This is a genomic window from Limnobacter sp. SAORIC-580 (genome assembly GCF_013004065.1).
In the GTDB taxonomy this organism is placed as follows: Bacteria; Pseudomonadota; Gammaproteobacteria; order Burkholderiales; family Burkholderiaceae_B; genus Limnobacter; species Limnobacter profundi.
The window spans coordinates 1,255,690-1,270,588 of record NZ_CP053084.1 but is presented as its reverse complement, the minus strand read 5'-3'; the positions used below and the strand labels follow the sequence as shown (position 1 = coordinate 1,270,588).

The following is a 14,899-nucleotide window of genomic DNA, read 5'->3' as shown; positions in this document are numbered from 1 at the left end:
CTTAGCGATCAATTTCACCGAACACGATGTCTTGGGTACCGATGATGGTAACCACGTCAGCCAGCATGTGACCACGAGACATTTCGTCCAATCCTTGCAGGTGTGCAAAGCCCGGCGCGCGAATTTTCAAGCGATAGGGCTTGTTTGCGCCATCTGCGACCAAGTAAATACCAAACTCACCCTTGGGGTGCTCAACCGCTGCATAGGACTCACCCTCGGGCACGTGCATACCTTCGGTGAACAGCTTGAAGTGGTGGATCAGTTCTTCCATGTTGGTCTTCATGTCCACGCGCTTGGGTGGCGACACCTTGTGGTTGTCGCTCATTACGGGGCCAGGGTTGACACGCAACCAATCGATACACTGCTTGATAATTTTGTTCGACTGGCGCATTTCTTCAACACGCACCAAATAGCGGTCATAGCAATCGCCGTTCTTGCCCACAGGTATGTCGAAATCCAGACGGTCATACACTTCGTAAGGTTGCTTCTTGCGCAAGTCCCAGGCAATGCCCGAGCCTCGCAACATGGGACCGGTAAAGCCCATGGACAAAGCGCGTTCAGGTGTAACTACACCCACGCCGACCAAACGCTGCTTCCAGATTCGGTTATCCGTCAGCAGGGTTTCGTACTCATCCACGTACTTCGGGAAACGCTGGGTGAAGTCATCCAGAAAATCAAGCAACGAACCTTGACGATTCTTGTTTAGTGCATCCACTTTTTTAGCTGAACGAACCTTGGAAGGTTTGTACTGGGGCATGCGGTCCGGAAGGTCCCGATACACGCCACCGGGGCGGAAATATGCGGCGTGCAAACGTGCACCTGACACTGCCTCGTAGCAGTCCATCAAATCCTCACGTTCACGGAAGGCGTACAGAAACACCGCCATCGCACCCACATCAAGACCGTGAGCACCCAGCCACAGCAGGTGGTTCAGAATGCGGGTGATTTCGTCGAACATCACGCGAATATATTGCGCGCGAACAGGTACTTCGATGTTCAAGAGCTTTTCAATGGCCATGCAGTAAGCATGCTCGTTGCACATCATGGACACGTAATCAAGGCGGTCCATGTACGGCAGCGATTGAATGAATGTTTTGTGCTCAGCCAGTTTCTCAGTGCCACGGTGCAGCAAACCGATATGTGGGTCGGCACGTTGCACCACTTCACCATCCAGTTCAAGCACCAAACGCAACACACCGTGTGCGGCGGGGTGCTGGGGACCAAAGTTCAGGGTGTAGTTTTTAATTTCAGCCATGATTATTTCGCTCCACCATATTGAGGTTCGCGAATGATGCGGGGTGTAATTTCACGCGGCTCAATGGTGACGGGTTGGTACACGACACGGCCCAACTCTGGGTCGTATCGCATTTCAACATGACCAGACAAGGGGAAGTCTTTGCGGAACGGATGGCCCACAAAACCATAGTCGGTCAAAATGCGACGCAAGTCGGGGTGCCCCTCGAACACAATGCCGTACAAATCGAACGCCTCGCGCTCATACCAGTTGGCAGAAGACCAAACGTCGATTACCGAGGCAACAGTGGGCAGATCGTCGTCAGGACAGCACACCTTCAGACGCACACGCATGTTTTTGGACACTGACAACAACTGACACACCACCCAGAAACGCTGGGATTCATTCAATTCATTGCCATACTCACTGCGGTCAAGGCCACACAGGTCGATCAGCTGTTCAAACTGCAGGTTCTCATGGTCGCGAAGTATCGTGCACGATTCAAAATAGGAATCTGCCTTCACCGTCAGGTTCACTTCACCGAAGGCCACTTTGCATTCAACAATACGATCACCGAGCGCGGCGGCAAGGTCGGCGCTTAACTTTTCCAGGCTCAAAGTTTGGTTCTGTGTCATGAATAGAACCCCTTATCGCGCAATGGTGGAAGTTGTTTTGATCTTGTTCTGCAACTGGAGCAGACCGTACATGAGCGCTTCCGCTGTGGGTGGGCAGCCAGGCACGTACACATCAACGGGTACGATGCGATCACAACCCCGAACCACCGAATACGAATAGTGATAGTAACCACCACCATTGGCACAAGAGCCCATGGATAGGACCCAGCGCGGCTCGGCCATTTGGTCGTATACCTTGCGCAAAGCCGGTGCCATTTTGTTGCACAGCGTGCCTGCAACAATCATGAGGTCGGATTGGCGCGGACTGGGGCGGAAAATAATGCCGAAACGGTCCAGGTCGTAGCGACTGGCACCCGCATGCATCATTTCAACAGCACAACACGCCAAACCAAATGTCATCGGCCAAAGCGAACCTGTGCGACCCCAGTTGATCAACTTGTCAGCCGTGGTGGTGATAAAACCTTCGTTTAAAACGCCGTCAATACCCATTTGCTTACTACCTTCACGAAAGTGGGGCGATCAATTGCCCGTAAATAGCCCGCTTATTCGACAACTTATTCCCAGTCCAGCGCACCGCGGGTCCATTCATAAATGAAGCCCACCACCAGAACACCCAGAAAAATCATCATGGCCCAGAAACCGACTGGACCAATTTCCCGATAGGCCACAGCCCAGGGGAAGAGAAAGGCGATTTCGAGATCGAACAGAATAAAAAGAATGGCAACGAGGTAATAGCGCACATCGAATTGCATGCGTGCATCTTCGAAGGCTTCAAAACCACACTCGTATGGGGAAAGTTTTTGCCCGTCAGGGCGGTGGGGGGCGAGAACTCGACCGACCAGCATGGCACCACCGCCTACACCGATCCCCACAAGGATGAACAACAACACTGGAAAATAAGACTCTAAATTCACTGTGACTCCCGTGTAAACCCTAATGGCCTTCGATTAGCCCGAAAAAAAGCCGGTCGTTATGTACAAGACCGGCTTTGATTTAAACCTTGGTGCCGACGACGAGACTCGAACTCGTACAGCCTGTGGCCACTACCCCCTCAAGATAGCGTGTCTACCAATTCCACCACGTCGGCATATTGTTGCTGCAACACATTGCTTCGCAACGAATTACTTTGGAATGTCCTGCACGGGCGTTTTTGGCTCAGCCGGCTTGGTCTCCGCAGGGGTTGCCGTTCCCTCTGCTGGAGAAGCCTGAATGGCCTCCATCACACCACTGGATTCTGCTTCGACGCCGGCCCTAGAATAAAAGGCCAAACCCAGTGTGCAAAGCAGAAAGATTGTAGCACAAAAGCCTGTGGCCCGGCTCAAGAAATTCGCCGATCCGGTTGCACCAAACAGGCTGCCGGATGAGCCGCTGCCGAAGGCTGCGCCCATGTCTGCGCCCTTGCCGTGCTGCAGCAAAACAAGAACGATTACGGCGATTGCAGAGATGATCTGCATGACCACCAAGAATGTATTGAAAATGCTCATAAATTATTTAACCTCTCGCGGCGCGTATTATTCCAGAGAAATCATCAGAAGACAAAGCGGCACCACCAATTAGGCCACCATCAATGTCAACTTTTGCAAAAATCTCGCTTGCATTGCCCGGCTTTACACTTCCGCCGTACAAAATTCGGGTGTTCTGAGCCACTTCCGGCCCCAACATGGCATTTAATCGGGCTCGAATCATGGCATGCACCTCTTGCGCCTGTTCGGGACTGGCGGTGACGCCAGTGCCAATTGCCCAAACGGGTTCGTAGGCAATCACCAGGTTCCAGGTGCCGCTTTCAACAAACTTTGAACAACGCTCAACAACCGGGTCCAGCTGAGAGGCAATCACTGCCTCAACCTTCCCCGCTTCTCGTTCTGCAAGCGTTTCACCCACACAAACAATTGGCGTAATACCGCCCTGAATGGCTGCAACCGCCTTCTCGGCCACTGCCACACTGCTTTCAGCGTGGTATTGGCGGCGCTCGGAGTGTCCCACCAGCACCTGCTTCACGCCAAACTCTTTGAGCATGTCCACTGAAACATCACCAGTGTAAGCACCACCTGGCTTTGCCGATACGTCTTGCGCACCGAAAGTCACACGTTGATCTTCCAACAGCTTGCCGACCTGCGACAGATAAGGAAAAGGACAAAATACGGATACATCAACCTGATCATCAACTTCGGGCAGAAAGCCCAGAACAAGCGCCTCGTTCGAATCGAAGCTGCCATTCATCTTCCAGTTACCAGCCACCAACTTCTTTCTTGAATTTTGTTTGTTTGTCTCGCTCATGTTTGTCCTGATTCCCTTCCTTGATTCTCAATGCAGAGCACAATTTTTCCCAAGGAGTTGCCCGACTCCATCAACAGGTGCGCCTGGGCAACGTCATCAAGTGCGAAATTGGCTTGAACCAGCGATTTCAGCACTCCAGAGGAAAAACCTTCTCTCAATTCACTTTCAACCTGTCGCGCCAAATCTGCCTTGAACTCAGCAGAACGCGGGCGCAAGGTAGTGCCAGTCAACACCACTTGCTTGGTCATCAACTTTGCCGCATCAATATTTGCAAAACGCCCACCCAAAAGGGCAATTACTATCACCATTCCTTGGGGTTTTGCGCAGCCTAAATCTTTATTCAGGTATTCGCCCGCAACCATGTCGAGAATCAAATCGACACCCTGCTGTTGCGTATCCTGCAATACCAACTGCTCCCAGTCTTGGGTTTTGTACAGGTAGGCTTTCTCCGCCCCCAAACCCAGGCAAAAATCGGCTTTCTCCTGGCTACCAACAGTAACAAGGGTTCGCAACCCGTGTTTCTTGCAAAGCTGGACGGCAGCCGTGCCAATGCCACTGCTGCCCCCATGAATCAATACAGTTTGACCCGCCTTGGCACCACCCTTCATGAACAGGTTTTGCCAAACGGTCATATACACCTCGGGCAGGCTGGCCGCCTCGGTGAAACTTAAACCTTCCGGTATGTGCATGCATTGCCCTGCAGGCGCGCATGCATATTCCGCGTAACCCCCACCATTGCACAAAGCCATGACGGGGCTACCCAACATGCTTTCAGAGACACCTGCACCCACGGCCACAACCACGCCAGACACTTCCAACCCAAGGTTAGGATTGGCATCAGGGGGCGGCGGGTACAAACCCAGGCGTTGAAGAACATCGGGGCGATTTACCCCGGCGGCCTTAACCTGAATAAGCACCTCACCTGGCTTGGGTGACGGCACCGGTAGCTCGATCAAATCAAGCTGATCTACGCCACCGGGGGCTTTCACACCCACTGCCCTCATGCTAACGGGCAGTTGTTGTAAAAGCGCTGTACTCATCAACCTTCGCTTGAGCCTTCAGATGCTTGCTCAGCAGGCGCTTCAGGAGTCAGCAAGGCTTTCATGGACAAGCGCAAGCGACCTTTTTCATCGGCCTCCAACACCTTAACCTTCACAACCTGGCCTTCTTTCAAGAAATCACCAACCGTGTTCACGCGCTCGTTGGCAATTTGGGAGATGTGCAACAAACCATCCTTGCCTGGCAACACGCTGACAATTGCACCGAAATCGAGCAACTTCAACACGGTGCCTTCATACACAGCGCCAACTTCAACCTCAGCCGTGATGTCTTCAATCAGCTTTTTGGCACGCTCACCAGCATCACCATCAACCGAGGCGATGGTAATAGAACCGTCTTCCTTGATGTCGATGCTTGCACCAGTTTGCTCGGTAATGCCACGAATGGTTGCACCACCTTTGCCAATCACGTCACGGATCTTTTCAGGGTTGATCTTCATGGTGATCATGCGAGGGGCGTAGGCAGACAATTCGCCTACGCTGCCACCTGTGGCCTCTTTCATGATACCCAGAATGTGCATACGGCCTTCACGGGCCTGCGCCAGCGCAACCTGCATGATCTCTTTGGTGATGCCCTGAATCTTGATGTCCATCTGCAGCGCAGTCACACCATTCTCAGTACCGGCAACCTTGAAGTCCATGTCGCCCAGGTGATCTTCATCACCCAGAATGTCTGTGAGTACCGCAAACTTGTTGTCTTCCTTGATCAGGCCCATGGCAATACCGGCCACCAGCTGTTTCAAGGGAACACCTGCGTCCATCAAAGACAATGCACCACCGCACACAGACGCCATAGAGCTTGAACCATTGGATTCAGTGATTTCTGACACCACGCGCATGGTGTATTGGAAATCTTCAGGCGCGGGCAACATCATTTCAACCGCGCGGCGTGCCAAGCGACCATGACCGATTTCACGACGCTTTGGTGCACCCATGCGACCACATTCGCCAGTGGCATACGGGGGCATGTTGTAATGGAACATGAAGCGGTCGCGATATTCACCGGCAACCGCATCAATCATTTGTTCGTCACGGCCGGTACCCAAGGTGGTAACTACCAAAGCCTGTGTTTCGCCACGTGTGAACAAAGCGGAACCGTGTGCACGTGGCAATACCCCAGTACGAACAGTAATGGGGCGCACGGTGCGTGTGTCGCGGCCATCGATACGTGGTTCACCATTCAAAATTTGGCCACGAACAATTTTGGCTTCGAGACCAAACATGACATCGCCAATGTCCGCATTGGTGATTGCTGCACGCTGCTCCTCAGTCAACTTGGAAGGCAATTCAGCGGCTACTTCCGCTGAAATTTCCTTCAAGCGCTGGCTACGTGCCTGCTTTTCAGTCATTTTGTAGGCAGCAGCAAGCTTTTCGCCGGCCAACTCGGTAATGGCCGCAACCAAAGGCTCGTTGGCAGGTGCAGCTTTCCAGTCCCATTCAGGCTTGCCAGCTTTGGCAGTCAGCGCGTGAATGGCATTGATTGCAGTTTGCATTTGTTCGTGACCGAACATGATGCCGCCCAGCATGATTTCTTCGGACAACTCGTGAGCTTCAGACTCAACCATCAGCACCGCAGCTTCGGTACCCGCAACGATCAGGTCCATTTTGCTGTCTTTCAACTGTGTGGCTGTGGGGTTCAGCACGTACTGGTCATTGATATAACCCACACGAGCACCGCCAACAGGGCCATTGAAAGGAATGCCGGCGATGGACAGCGCAGCAGACGCACCCAACATGGCGGGAATGTCTGGATTCACTTCGGGGTTAATCGACATGACAGTCAGAGTTACCTGCACTTCATTGAAGAAGCCTTCAGGGAACAGAGGGCGCAATGGACGATCGATCAAGCGTGCATTCAGGGTTTCTTGCTCAGTACCCTTGCCTTCACGCTTGAAGAAACCACCGGGGATACGGCCGGCAGCATAGAATTTTTCAACGTAATCAACAGTCAATGGGAAAAAATCTTGACCAGGCTTCGCCGACTTGGCGGCCACTACAGTGGCCAATACAACGGTGTCGTCTACAGTAACGATTGCAGAGCCACCCGCTTGACGGGCAATTTCACCGGTTTCCAGGGTCACTGTGTGTTGACCGTACTGGAACGTTTCTTTATGAATTTCAAACACTTTGTCTTTTCCTTTTAGTAATCTCGCCGGGCCAATACCCGGATGCGAGAGCCCGTCAGTTTTAAAACACAAATGCCCACAACCGGGGTTGCAGGCATTTGAGTCAAATCAACGGCTTGTAGCAGCGACCAATTACTTGCGTAGACCCAAGCTGCTGATCAGGTTGCGGTAGGCATCTGCGTTTTTGCGCTTGAGGTAATCAAGCAGCTTACGACGACGAGACACCATGCGCAGCAAACCGCGGCGTGAGTGATGGTCTTTGGCGTTGGCCTTGAAGTGATCGGTCAACGAGTTGATTCGGGCTGTCAACAATGCCACTTGAACCTCGGGAGAACCTGTGTCGCCCTTGGCGCGTTGATATTCGGCAAGAATTGCCGCTTTATTGATTTCTGACATCTTTATTACTCCACTTGCGTGAACTTGCAGCCACAATGGCAACCGCAGTTCCGTGTAAAAAGACCACCGCCAATTGCAATTAATTAAAAGGTGGTCACCTGAACCCGCTATTGTATTGGAAATTGCACAAAAATCAAACCTGGGGATTCAACTTTTCGTGCTTTGACTGCAATTTATTGAGAGCAGACAGATAAGCCTTGGCTGAGGCAACCACAATGTCGGGATCTGCACCCACGCCATTGACGATTCGCCCACCCTTTTGCAGCCGCATCGTAACCTCGCCCTGCGATTCAGTGGTACCTGAGGTAATGCCGTTGACCGAGAACAGCAACAACTCAGCACCGCTTTGCACTTCGGCCTCAATGGCTTTTACCGTGGCGTCTACAGGCCCGTTGCCCTGACTTTCAGAGACCACTTCACGGCCATCGATTGAGAACACAACACGCGCTTTGGGGCGCTCACCCGTCTCAGAATGCTGAACCAGAGACACATAACGGTAGTGCTCGGACTCTCCACCTGCGCCGTCACCGGAAACCAGGGCATGAATATCTTCATCAAAAATTTCGGCTTTACGGTCGGCAAGGTCCTTGAAGCGCTGGAAAGTGTCGTTCAACGCCTGCTCGCTTTCCATTTCAATACCCAAGGCTTCCAGGCGCTGCTTGAAGGCATTGCGACCCGACAGCTTGCCCAACACGATTTTATTGGCAGACCACCCCACATCCTCGGCTGTCATGATTTCATAGGTTTGGCGCGCTTTCAGCACACCATCTTGGTGAATACCAGATGCATGGGCAAAGGCGTTGGCCCCTACAATGGCTTTGTTGGGCTGAACCACAAAGCCCGTAATATTGCTGACCAGGCGGCTGGCAGACACAATTTGAGTGGTATCAATACCGACATCCAGATCGAAGAAATCACGACGGGTTTTAACCGCCATCACAATTTCCTCGAGCGAACAGTTGCCTGCGCGTTCGCCCAGTCCGTTGATGGTGCACTCCACCTGCCGCGCACCACCAATGGCCACGCCCGCCAGGGAGTTGGCCACCGCCATACCCAAATCGTTGTGACAGTGAACGGACCACACCGCCTTGTCGCTGTTGGGCGTCAAGGTGCGCAAGTCGCGCATGAACTCTCCATACAAGGAGGGCACGGCATACCCCACAGTGTCGGGAATATTGATTGTTTTGGCGCCGGCCTTGATGACCGCCTCACAAACCTTGGCAAGGAAAGGCAATTCCGAGCGGTAGCCATCTTCAGCGGAAAACTCGACATCGTCGGTGTATTGCAAGGCCAGCTTCACTGCTTTCACGGCCTGCTCCAGAACCTGGTCGGGCGTCATTCGCAGCTTCACCTCCATGTGCAGGGGCGACGTGGCAATGAAGGTGTGAATGCGGCGGCGCTCGGCGGGTGCCAGCGCGTCACCTGCCCGCGTAATGTCTTTGTCGTTTGCACGGGCCAAAGAACACACGGTGGAGTCTTTGATGACCGAGGCAATGGATTTGATGGCTTCGAAATCGCCATTGCTGGAGGCGGCGAAACCGGCCTCTATCACATCAACCTTCAGTTTTTCCAGCTGCTTGGCGATGCGGATTTTTTCTTCGCGAGTCATGGATGCGCCAGGGCTTTGTTCGCCGTCGCGCAGGGTGGTATCGAATATGATGAGGCGGTCTGACATGCTGTTCTCCTGATTATGCTCTAAGGATACAACAATGCAGGCTGGCAGCGGTATTGCAGGGAACCCGACTTAAAAATGTTCGTCCCTTTCGATGTCCAGCCCCTTGAGCCCCTGCCCTTTTACTTTCCGCACCACATACACCACATAACCGGAAAGCCCATACAGTACAAAAACGCCGAACAACACCTTGGGGGGATCTTGAGAAACCAAAGCAAATACCAAGGGGATCAAGGCGAGCACAAGGAAGGGAACACTGCGGCGGAAATGGAAATCTTTGCCGCTGAAGAACGGAACATTGGACACCATAGTGATCCCGGCGTAGAAGGTAATACCCCAAGCCAGCCAATCCAGCTCGGCTCCAGCCATTTTGGCGTCGTCCATCACCCACACAAACCCGGTCACCAAAGCGGCTGCAGCAGGGCTGGGCAAGCCCTGAAACCAGGCTTTGTCCACCACGGCTGCATTGGTATTGAATCTTGCCAGGCGCAAAGCTGCACCAGCCAGGTAAACGAAAGCGGCAACCCAGCCCAGTTTGCCCATTCCGCTGAGTGACCATTCGTAAATAATGAGCGCGGGTGCCGCGCCAAAGGACACCATGTCAGCCAAACTGTCGTACTCGGCACCGAATGCGCTCTGGGTATTGGTCATTCGGGCAACACGACCATCCAGGCTGTCGAGCACCAAGGCGGCAAAAATGGCCACTGCAGCAGTGGTGAACTGCTGACTCATGGCCATCACAATGCCATAAAAACCGCAAAACAAGGCCGCTGTAGTAAACAGGTTCGGTAGCAAATACACGCCCTTGTGGGGTTTTCCAGCCGGACGGGCCGCACCACTCGAAAAAGCCCTTGGAGCACCAAACCGGTTTTTATTGCGCTTGAATCGCATGATCAGGACACCAACTCGGCCAACACTGTTGAGGACGCAGATACCTTGTCACCGATGGCGACTTTGGGTACGGAATCGGTGGGCAAATACACATCCACGCGGGAACCGAAGCGAATGAAACCATAGCGCTGTCCCTTTTCCACGGTCTCGCTTGGTTTGACGTAACAGAGAATTCGGCGGGCGATCAAACCAGCCACCTGCACAGCAGTGACTGTTGCCCCGCTTTCAGTGTGAATAACAATGGCATTGCGCTCGTTTTGGGTGCTGGCCTTGTCCAGATCTGCATTCACAAACAATCCAGGGAAATAATCCACTGATTTGATCTCACCGCCGATCGGAATTCGATTGGAGTGCACATTGAACACATTCATGAATACGGAAATCTTCAGGGCTTCACGCTGGGCATAAGGGTCTTCCACACGCTCTACGGCCACGATGCGCCCGTCGGCTGGTGACACTACCGCGTTCTTCTGGGCAGGAATGTAACGGGGGGGATCACGGAAAAACTGCAATACAAAAATGAACAGAATCCAGGCAAGGACCGACAGGAATGTGAGGCCAAACGACTGGAGTGCAAGCGCCAGGATTGCGACGATTGCCAGGAAAGGCCAACCCTCGCGGGCAATGATGGGATGTGGATAGTTCATGGCTCTTTGTTGAGAATGGTTATGAACCCGATTTTATAAGCCAAAACGACCAAGTGCGATAAGTTTTGTGCGAATTGACCAATAAGAATCAGAATGAGCCCCCTACAACCCCTTCAAACAAGACCACCTTCGAAATTCGGGTACAGGGCAGGTATCTTGACTATTGAACTTTGGTTCGCCCCTAACCACCTATCATCAGCCCCCCACACAACCGCAAATTGCTCATCAAGTATGCCCCCCCACAATTCAATCCACACACCACCCCGAAGCCACACGATTTCGCCGAGCGAACAAACCGTCAACCAAGTAAACCATGGCGTGTTTGGAAGCGCTTTGCTTCGCATTTTCAGCCCGCTTGTTCAATTGGTGAAGTTATTGCTTTCGGGCTTTCCCGGATCGATGGCACAAAGTTTGAAATTGTTAACAGCCCAATCGAGAAATGCGCCTGCGGCAGTGCGCAACACACACAAGAAGGATGAAATCACTGAGAACAACGAGAACGAAGCTGATTATTTTAGCGCCTGTAGCGACACCAGCTACATAGAGGAGCTCGAGCGAAGCTCATCCGGCGAATCGGTATCCACTGCCGATGCGATAGGTTTCAAACTACTTCACTACCAAGCCGCGCTTGAAGTGGTCAACGAAATACTCAAACAAAATTCAAAACCTGATGCCAACATTTCGCTTGAAGAATTCTCCTCGCTAATTGACAGGGCGGCCAGCGCCCTTCGCGAGAAGCAATCGCAGAATATCAGCTTTGACAACACCAGCATCAAGCAAGGCATTGGCGGAAAACACAAGCGGAGCAAGATAACTGATGTTTTCCGGCAATTCAAACGAGAGCAAACGGCGCTGGTTCACGCGGGCACTTGGGGCAGTGGCATCCCGGAGTCGACCCGACATGTTCACGTACGTACGGCCTTGGCCTCAGTAATCCACGGAAGGTTCCGCAGCCTTGGATTTCGAACAAAAAACATGAGTATTGATGCCTTGGACAAACAGATTTTTGAGCGATACATCGATGTACTTCAGTCGAAAGACTGGAACAACATTTCTGTGTTGCATGATCTGCGTTTTACTGAGCCGCAAAGCAAATTCAAGAATTTGAAATTTTTGACAACCATGACTCCCGCAAAAAACCTGGACAGCGCGCTGACGGAGAGTTATCGACGGGATGGTATCAACGGGGTTTGCAGCTACGCAATTCAAGAAGCACGCCATGCAGTGAACTTGTGGAGAACCAAATTCAGACCATATCCAATTTCAGACACTGACACTGGCTATGTGTTCTCCGGGCTAAGGCATGCCGTGCATGATGCGTATGGCATCAAAATGCCTGATCAGCGAAATGCTGCGAATGATGCACGCGTCAAAGAATTTATTCACGCAAGCTTGCTGGATCACTTGAAGCGGAATGAATTGGACGCCCGCAATATGAACACAGAAGAAGCCATTGAAATCAAGATTGTTTCAGTGAATCTGTTGACTGCCGTTGGCAAAGAAAAAGAGATGATTGAGCAGCAACAGCGTGCATTTGCCAGAGCCAATGGGCAAGAAATGCGGATCCGAATTGCCGATGGACGAGGCCACGAGAAAGAGCTGAAAGTTAAACCAAGTATCTTCACTTTTTGCACACCAGTGAATCATTTGTCGCTGAGCAAAATGGGGAGATTGATCGGTATTTGGCGAACAGCAGACTCAATCAACAAAAAATCAGTCAAACACCTGATTGGCTCCATTGAAAAAAACAAACCAATCGGTGGCCTTGCGGGAGACCAACTGCGAAAGTTGAATGCCGAACTGGCCAACACGGACGGAGCGAGCCCTGCACAAATCAGCAAACGCAAGGTACTGACTGAAAAAATAAGCCTGATCAAAGAATTGGTAAACCAGGTGCGGGAAATTATGCTCAAAGACTTGCACCACGAGGTTGGCAATGAACCTTACAAATTGCCCACACGTCTTTTGGCGCTGAGCAATGAAATTGGCGCTACCCCAGCCTTCAATTGCAAAAGCGGCAAAGACAGGACGGGGCAACTTCACGTTGAAATTCGCGACTTGTATGCGCATTTGAACGCAACTGGTGGACTATTGCGTGAAATCAATGCAAAGCGCCAGGGAATCGCCCAGGAAAACTTTCAGAAACTGTTTTTTGCGGGTGGTGATCGTGAAATACAGGCACTCAATACTGGTGTGGCTGGCAGCAAATCCCAACTGCCCTACTACAACAAACTAATGGGTGTGACGCCACAAACTATTGATGAAATCAAAGGCTTGTCGAAATGGGTGGGCACTTGATGAATCACAAAAAAACCCGCGACACTTTCGCACCGCGGGTTTCTGGCACAGCAATCAATCGGTCGATTAGTTCTTGGACTGATCAACCAACTTGTTCTTGCTGATCCAAGGCATCATTGCGCGCAGCTGGGCACCCACGATTTCAATGGGGTGCTGTGCGTTCAAACGGCGACGCGCTGTCATTTCTGGATAGTTGGTTTTGCCTTCCAGAATGAAACGCTTGGCATATTCACCGTTCTGGATATTGGCCAGACATTCCTTCATGGCTGCGCGAGCCTGGTCTGCGATTACACGTTGGCCTGTTACATACTCACCATATTCCGCGTTGTTGGAAATGGAATAGTTCATGTTGGCGATGCCGCCTTCGTACATCAGGTCAACAATCAGCTTCAGCTCGTGCAGGCATTCGAAGTAAGCCATTTCAGGCGCATAACCTGCTTCAACCAAAGTTTCGAAACCAGCTTTTACCAACTCAACCGCACCGCCGCACAACACGGCTTGTTCACCGAACAAATCGGTTTCTGTTTCTTCGCGGAAGTTGGTCTCGATCACGCCACCTTTTGTACCGCCATTCGCTGCAGCATAGGCCAAAGCGATGTCATGCGCGTTGCCGGTTGTGTCTTGGTAAATTGCGATCAGTGAGGGTACACCACCACCTTTCAGGTACTCAGAACGTACTGTGTGACCTGGGCCTTTGGGGGCAATCATGATGACGTCGATATCTGCACGTGGTACAACCTGGTTGTAATGCACGTTGAAACCGTGGGCAAATGCCAAAGCAGCACCAGCCTTGATGTTGGGGGCTACTTCTTTGTTGTAGACATCGGGAATGTTTTCGTCAGGCAGCAGAATCATGACCACATCCGCTTCTTTTACGGCGTCGGCCACTTCTTTCACTTTCAAGCCCGCGCCTTCGGCTTTGGACCAGGAGGCACCGCCCTTGCGCAGACCAACAACCACTTCAACGCCTGAATCGCGCAGGTTTTGCGCGTGGGCATGGCCTTGTGAACCGTAACCAATAATGGATACTTTCTTCTTCTGGATCAGGGACAGATCCGCGTCTTTGTCGTAATAAACTTTCATGTCATTTTCCTTTTGATTCAGGTATTTAAATTCATCTTCAAGGCCCAGTTACCAGATTCGTTTGCCTGGGCTGGGCCCACCGTTCAGACGCGAAGAATGCGTTCGCCGCGGCCAATACCGGAGCTGCCCGTGCGGACAGTTTCGAGAATGGCAGTGCGATCGATCGATTCCAGGAAGGCATCCAGCTTGGATTTGTTACCGGTCAACTCGATGGTGTAGCTTTTCTCGGTGACATCAATGATGCGGCCACGGAAGATATCCGCGGTACGCTTCAGCTCTTCACGCTCTTTGCCCACTGCGCGCAATTTTACCAGCATCAGCTCGCGTTCAATATGCGCACCATCACTTAGATCAACCACTTTCACCACTTCAATCAAGCGGTTAAGGTGTTTGGTGATCTGTTCGATAATGTCATCGGATCCCACTGTCACAATGGTCATACGCGACAGTGTTTCGTCTTCGGTGGGGGCCACAGTCAATGTTTCAATGTTGTAGCCACGGGCAGAAAACAAGCCCACCACGCGGGACAACGCACCCGGTTCGTTCTCGAGGAGAACGGAAATAATGTGTCTCATATTTGCC

The 14,899-nt window shown here is 52.0% G+C and carries 15 protein-coding genes and 1 tRNA gene; 1 reads left to right on the top strand and 15 read right to left on the bottom strand.

Translation table 11 applies throughout. The features are described from left to right. Position 1: 1 nt before the first annotated feature. From HKT17_RS05860 to HKT17_RS05800, 13 genes are all read right to left on the bottom strand, one after another. Positions 2-1,255, bottom strand: a complete 1,254-nt coding sequence (locus HKT17_RS05860) for an NADH-quinone oxidoreductase subunit D (protein ID WP_171098562.1) — start codon at positions 1,253-1,255, stop codon at positions 2-4. Positions 1,256-1,257: 2 nt separating this feature from the next. Next, a complete protein-coding gene (locus tag HKT17_RS05855; protein ID WP_171098560.1) occupies positions 1,258-1,869 on the bottom strand; it encodes an NADH-quinone oxidoreductase subunit C in 612 nt (203 codons plus the stop codon). Between the two features lie 12 nt (positions 1,870-1,881). Further along, positions 1,882-2,358 carry a NuoB/complex I 20 kDa subunit family protein gene (locus HKT17_RS05850; RefSeq protein ID WP_008251188.1) on the bottom strand — a complete coding sequence of 159 codons (477 nt, stop codon included), beginning with the start codon at positions 2,356-2,358 and terminating at the stop codon, positions 1,882-1,884. Positions 2,359-2,423: 65 nt separating this feature from the next. After that, positions 2,424-2,783, bottom strand: a complete 360-nt coding sequence (locus HKT17_RS05845; RefSeq protein WP_171098558.1) for an NADH-quinone oxidoreductase subunit A — start codon at positions 2,781-2,783, stop codon at positions 2,424-2,426. A gap of 87 nt (positions 2,784-2,870) precedes the next feature. After that, positions 2,871-2,956 (bottom strand) — tRNA-Leu (locus tag HKT17_RS05840). 34 nt (positions 2,957-2,990) lie between these two features. Then, positions 2,991-3,353: a preprotein translocase subunit SecG gene (secG, locus tag HKT17_RS05835; protein WP_171098555.1), complete on the bottom strand. Its 363-nt coding sequence runs from the start codon at positions 3,351-3,353 to the stop codon at positions 2,991-2,993. A 7-nt stretch (positions 3,354-3,360) separates the two neighbouring features. Further along, on the bottom strand, positions 3,361-4,146 hold the full coding sequence (tpiA, locus tag HKT17_RS05830) for a triose-phosphate isomerase (RefSeq protein WP_171098553.1): 786 nt from the start codon (positions 4,144-4,146) through the stop codon (positions 3,361-3,363). Further along, positions 4,143-5,186: an NAD(P)H-quinone oxidoreductase gene (locus HKT17_RS05825; RefSeq protein ID WP_171098551.1), complete on the bottom strand. Its 1,044-nt coding sequence runs from the start codon at positions 5,184-5,186 to the stop codon at positions 4,143-4,145. The genes tpiA and HKT17_RS05825 overlap by 4 nt, the downstream gene beginning before the upstream one ends. Next, the gene (gene pnp, locus HKT17_RS05820; protein ID WP_171098549.1) at positions 5,186-7,330 is read right to left on the bottom strand and encodes a polyribonucleotide nucleotidyltransferase; all 2,145 of its coding nucleotides are present in this window, start codon (positions 7,328-7,330) and stop codon (positions 5,186-5,188) included. Before pnp ends, HKT17_RS05825 begins: the two co-directional genes overlap by 1 nt. Before the next feature lie 132 nt (positions 7,331-7,462). Next, positions 7,463-7,726 carry a 30S ribosomal protein S15 gene (rpsO, locus tag HKT17_RS05815; protein WP_008251166.1) on the bottom strand — a complete coding sequence of 88 codons (264 nt, stop codon included), beginning with the start codon at positions 7,724-7,726 and terminating at the stop codon, positions 7,463-7,465. A gap of 133 nt (positions 7,727-7,859) precedes the next feature. Continuing rightward, complete coding sequence (locus HKT17_RS05810) at positions 7,860-9,401, bottom strand: 2-isopropylmalate synthase (protein ID WP_105028770.1); 1,542 nt, start codon at positions 9,399-9,401, stop codon at positions 7,860-7,862. Between the two features lie 69 nt (positions 9,402-9,470). After that, positions 9,471-10,289 (bottom strand): CDP-diacylglycerol--serine O-phosphatidyltransferase, encoded by an 819-nt coding sequence (gene pssA / locus HKT17_RS05805; protein WP_105028769.1) that lies wholly within the window; start codon positions 10,287-10,289, stop codon positions 9,471-9,473. A 2-nt stretch (positions 10,290-10,291) separates the two neighbouring features. Next, the gene (locus tag HKT17_RS05800) at positions 10,292-10,936 is read right to left on the bottom strand and encodes a phosphatidylserine decarboxylase (protein WP_008251163.1); all 645 of its coding nucleotides are present in this window, start codon (positions 10,934-10,936) and stop codon (positions 10,292-10,294) included. A 411-nt stretch (positions 10,937-11,347) separates the two neighbouring features. On the opposite strand from HKT17_RS05800, the gene HKT17_RS05795 reads away from it, so the two are divergent. Beyond that, positions 11,348-13,234, top strand: coding sequence for an inositol phosphate phosphatase SopB (locus HKT17_RS05795; RefSeq protein WP_171098547.1), 1,887 nt, complete (start codon positions 11,348-11,350; stop codon positions 13,232-13,234). Between the two features lie 66 nt (positions 13,235-13,300). Here the strand turns inward: HKT17_RS05795 and ilvC are convergent, their stop codons facing one another. Together ilvC and ilvN are read right to left on the bottom strand one after the other, a co-directional pair. Beyond that, positions 13,301-14,317 (bottom strand): ketol-acid reductoisomerase, encoded by a 1,017-nt coding sequence (gene ilvC / locus HKT17_RS05790; RefSeq protein ID WP_105028767.1) that lies wholly within the window; start codon positions 14,315-14,317, stop codon positions 13,301-13,303. A gap of 83 nt (positions 14,318-14,400) precedes the next feature. Further along, positions 14,401-14,892 carry an acetolactate synthase small subunit gene (gene ilvN, locus HKT17_RS05785; protein WP_105029844.1) on the bottom strand — a complete coding sequence of 164 codons (492 nt, stop codon included), beginning with the start codon at positions 14,890-14,892 and terminating at the stop codon, positions 14,401-14,403. Positions 14,893-14,899: the final 7 nt, after the last annotated feature.

Coding starts and splice junctions, on each gene's coding strand:
- HKT17_RS05810 (WP_105028770.1), bottom strand. CDS start 9,401: ATGTCAGACCGCCTCATCATATTCGATACCACCCTGCGCGACGGCGAA.
- HKT17_RS05860 (WP_171098562.1), bottom strand. CDS start 1,255: ATGGCTGAAATTAAAAACTACACCCTGAACTTTGGTCCCCAGCACCCC.
- rpsO (WP_008251166.1), bottom strand. CDS start 7,726: ATGTCAGAAATCAATAAAGCGGCAATTCTTGCCGAATATCAACGCGCC.
- secG (WP_171098555.1), bottom strand. CDS start 3,353: ATGAGCATTTTCAATACATTCTTGGTGGTCATGCAGATCATCTCTGCA.
- tpiA (WP_171098553.1), bottom strand. CDS start 4,146: ATGAGCGAGACAAACAAACAAAATTCAAGAAAGAAGTTGGTGGCTGGT.
- HKT17_RS05850 (WP_008251188.1), bottom strand. CDS start 2,358: ATGGGTATTGACGGCGTTTTAAACGAAGGTTTTATCACCACCACGGCT.
- HKT17_RS05825 (WP_171098551.1), bottom strand. CDS start 5,186: ATGAGTACAGCGCTTTTACAACAACTGCCCGTTAGCATGAGGGCAGTG.
- HKT17_RS05800 (WP_008251163.1), bottom strand. CDS start 10,936: ATGAACTATCCACATCCCATCATTGCCCGCGAGGGTTGGCCTTTCCTG.
- HKT17_RS05855 (WP_171098560.1), bottom strand. CDS start 1,869: ATGACACAGAACCAAACTTTGAGCCTGGAAAAGTTAAGCGCCGACCTT.
- ilvC (WP_105028767.1), bottom strand. CDS start 14,317: ATGAAAGTTTATTACGACAAAGACGCGGATCTGTCCCTGATCCAGAAG.
- pssA (WP_105028769.1), bottom strand. CDS start 10,289: ATGCGATTCAAGCGCAATAAAAACCGGTTTGGTGCTCCAAGGGCTTTT.
- ilvN (WP_105029844.1), bottom strand. CDS start 14,892: ATGAGACACATTATTTCCGTTCTCCTCGAGAACGAACCGGGTGCGTTG.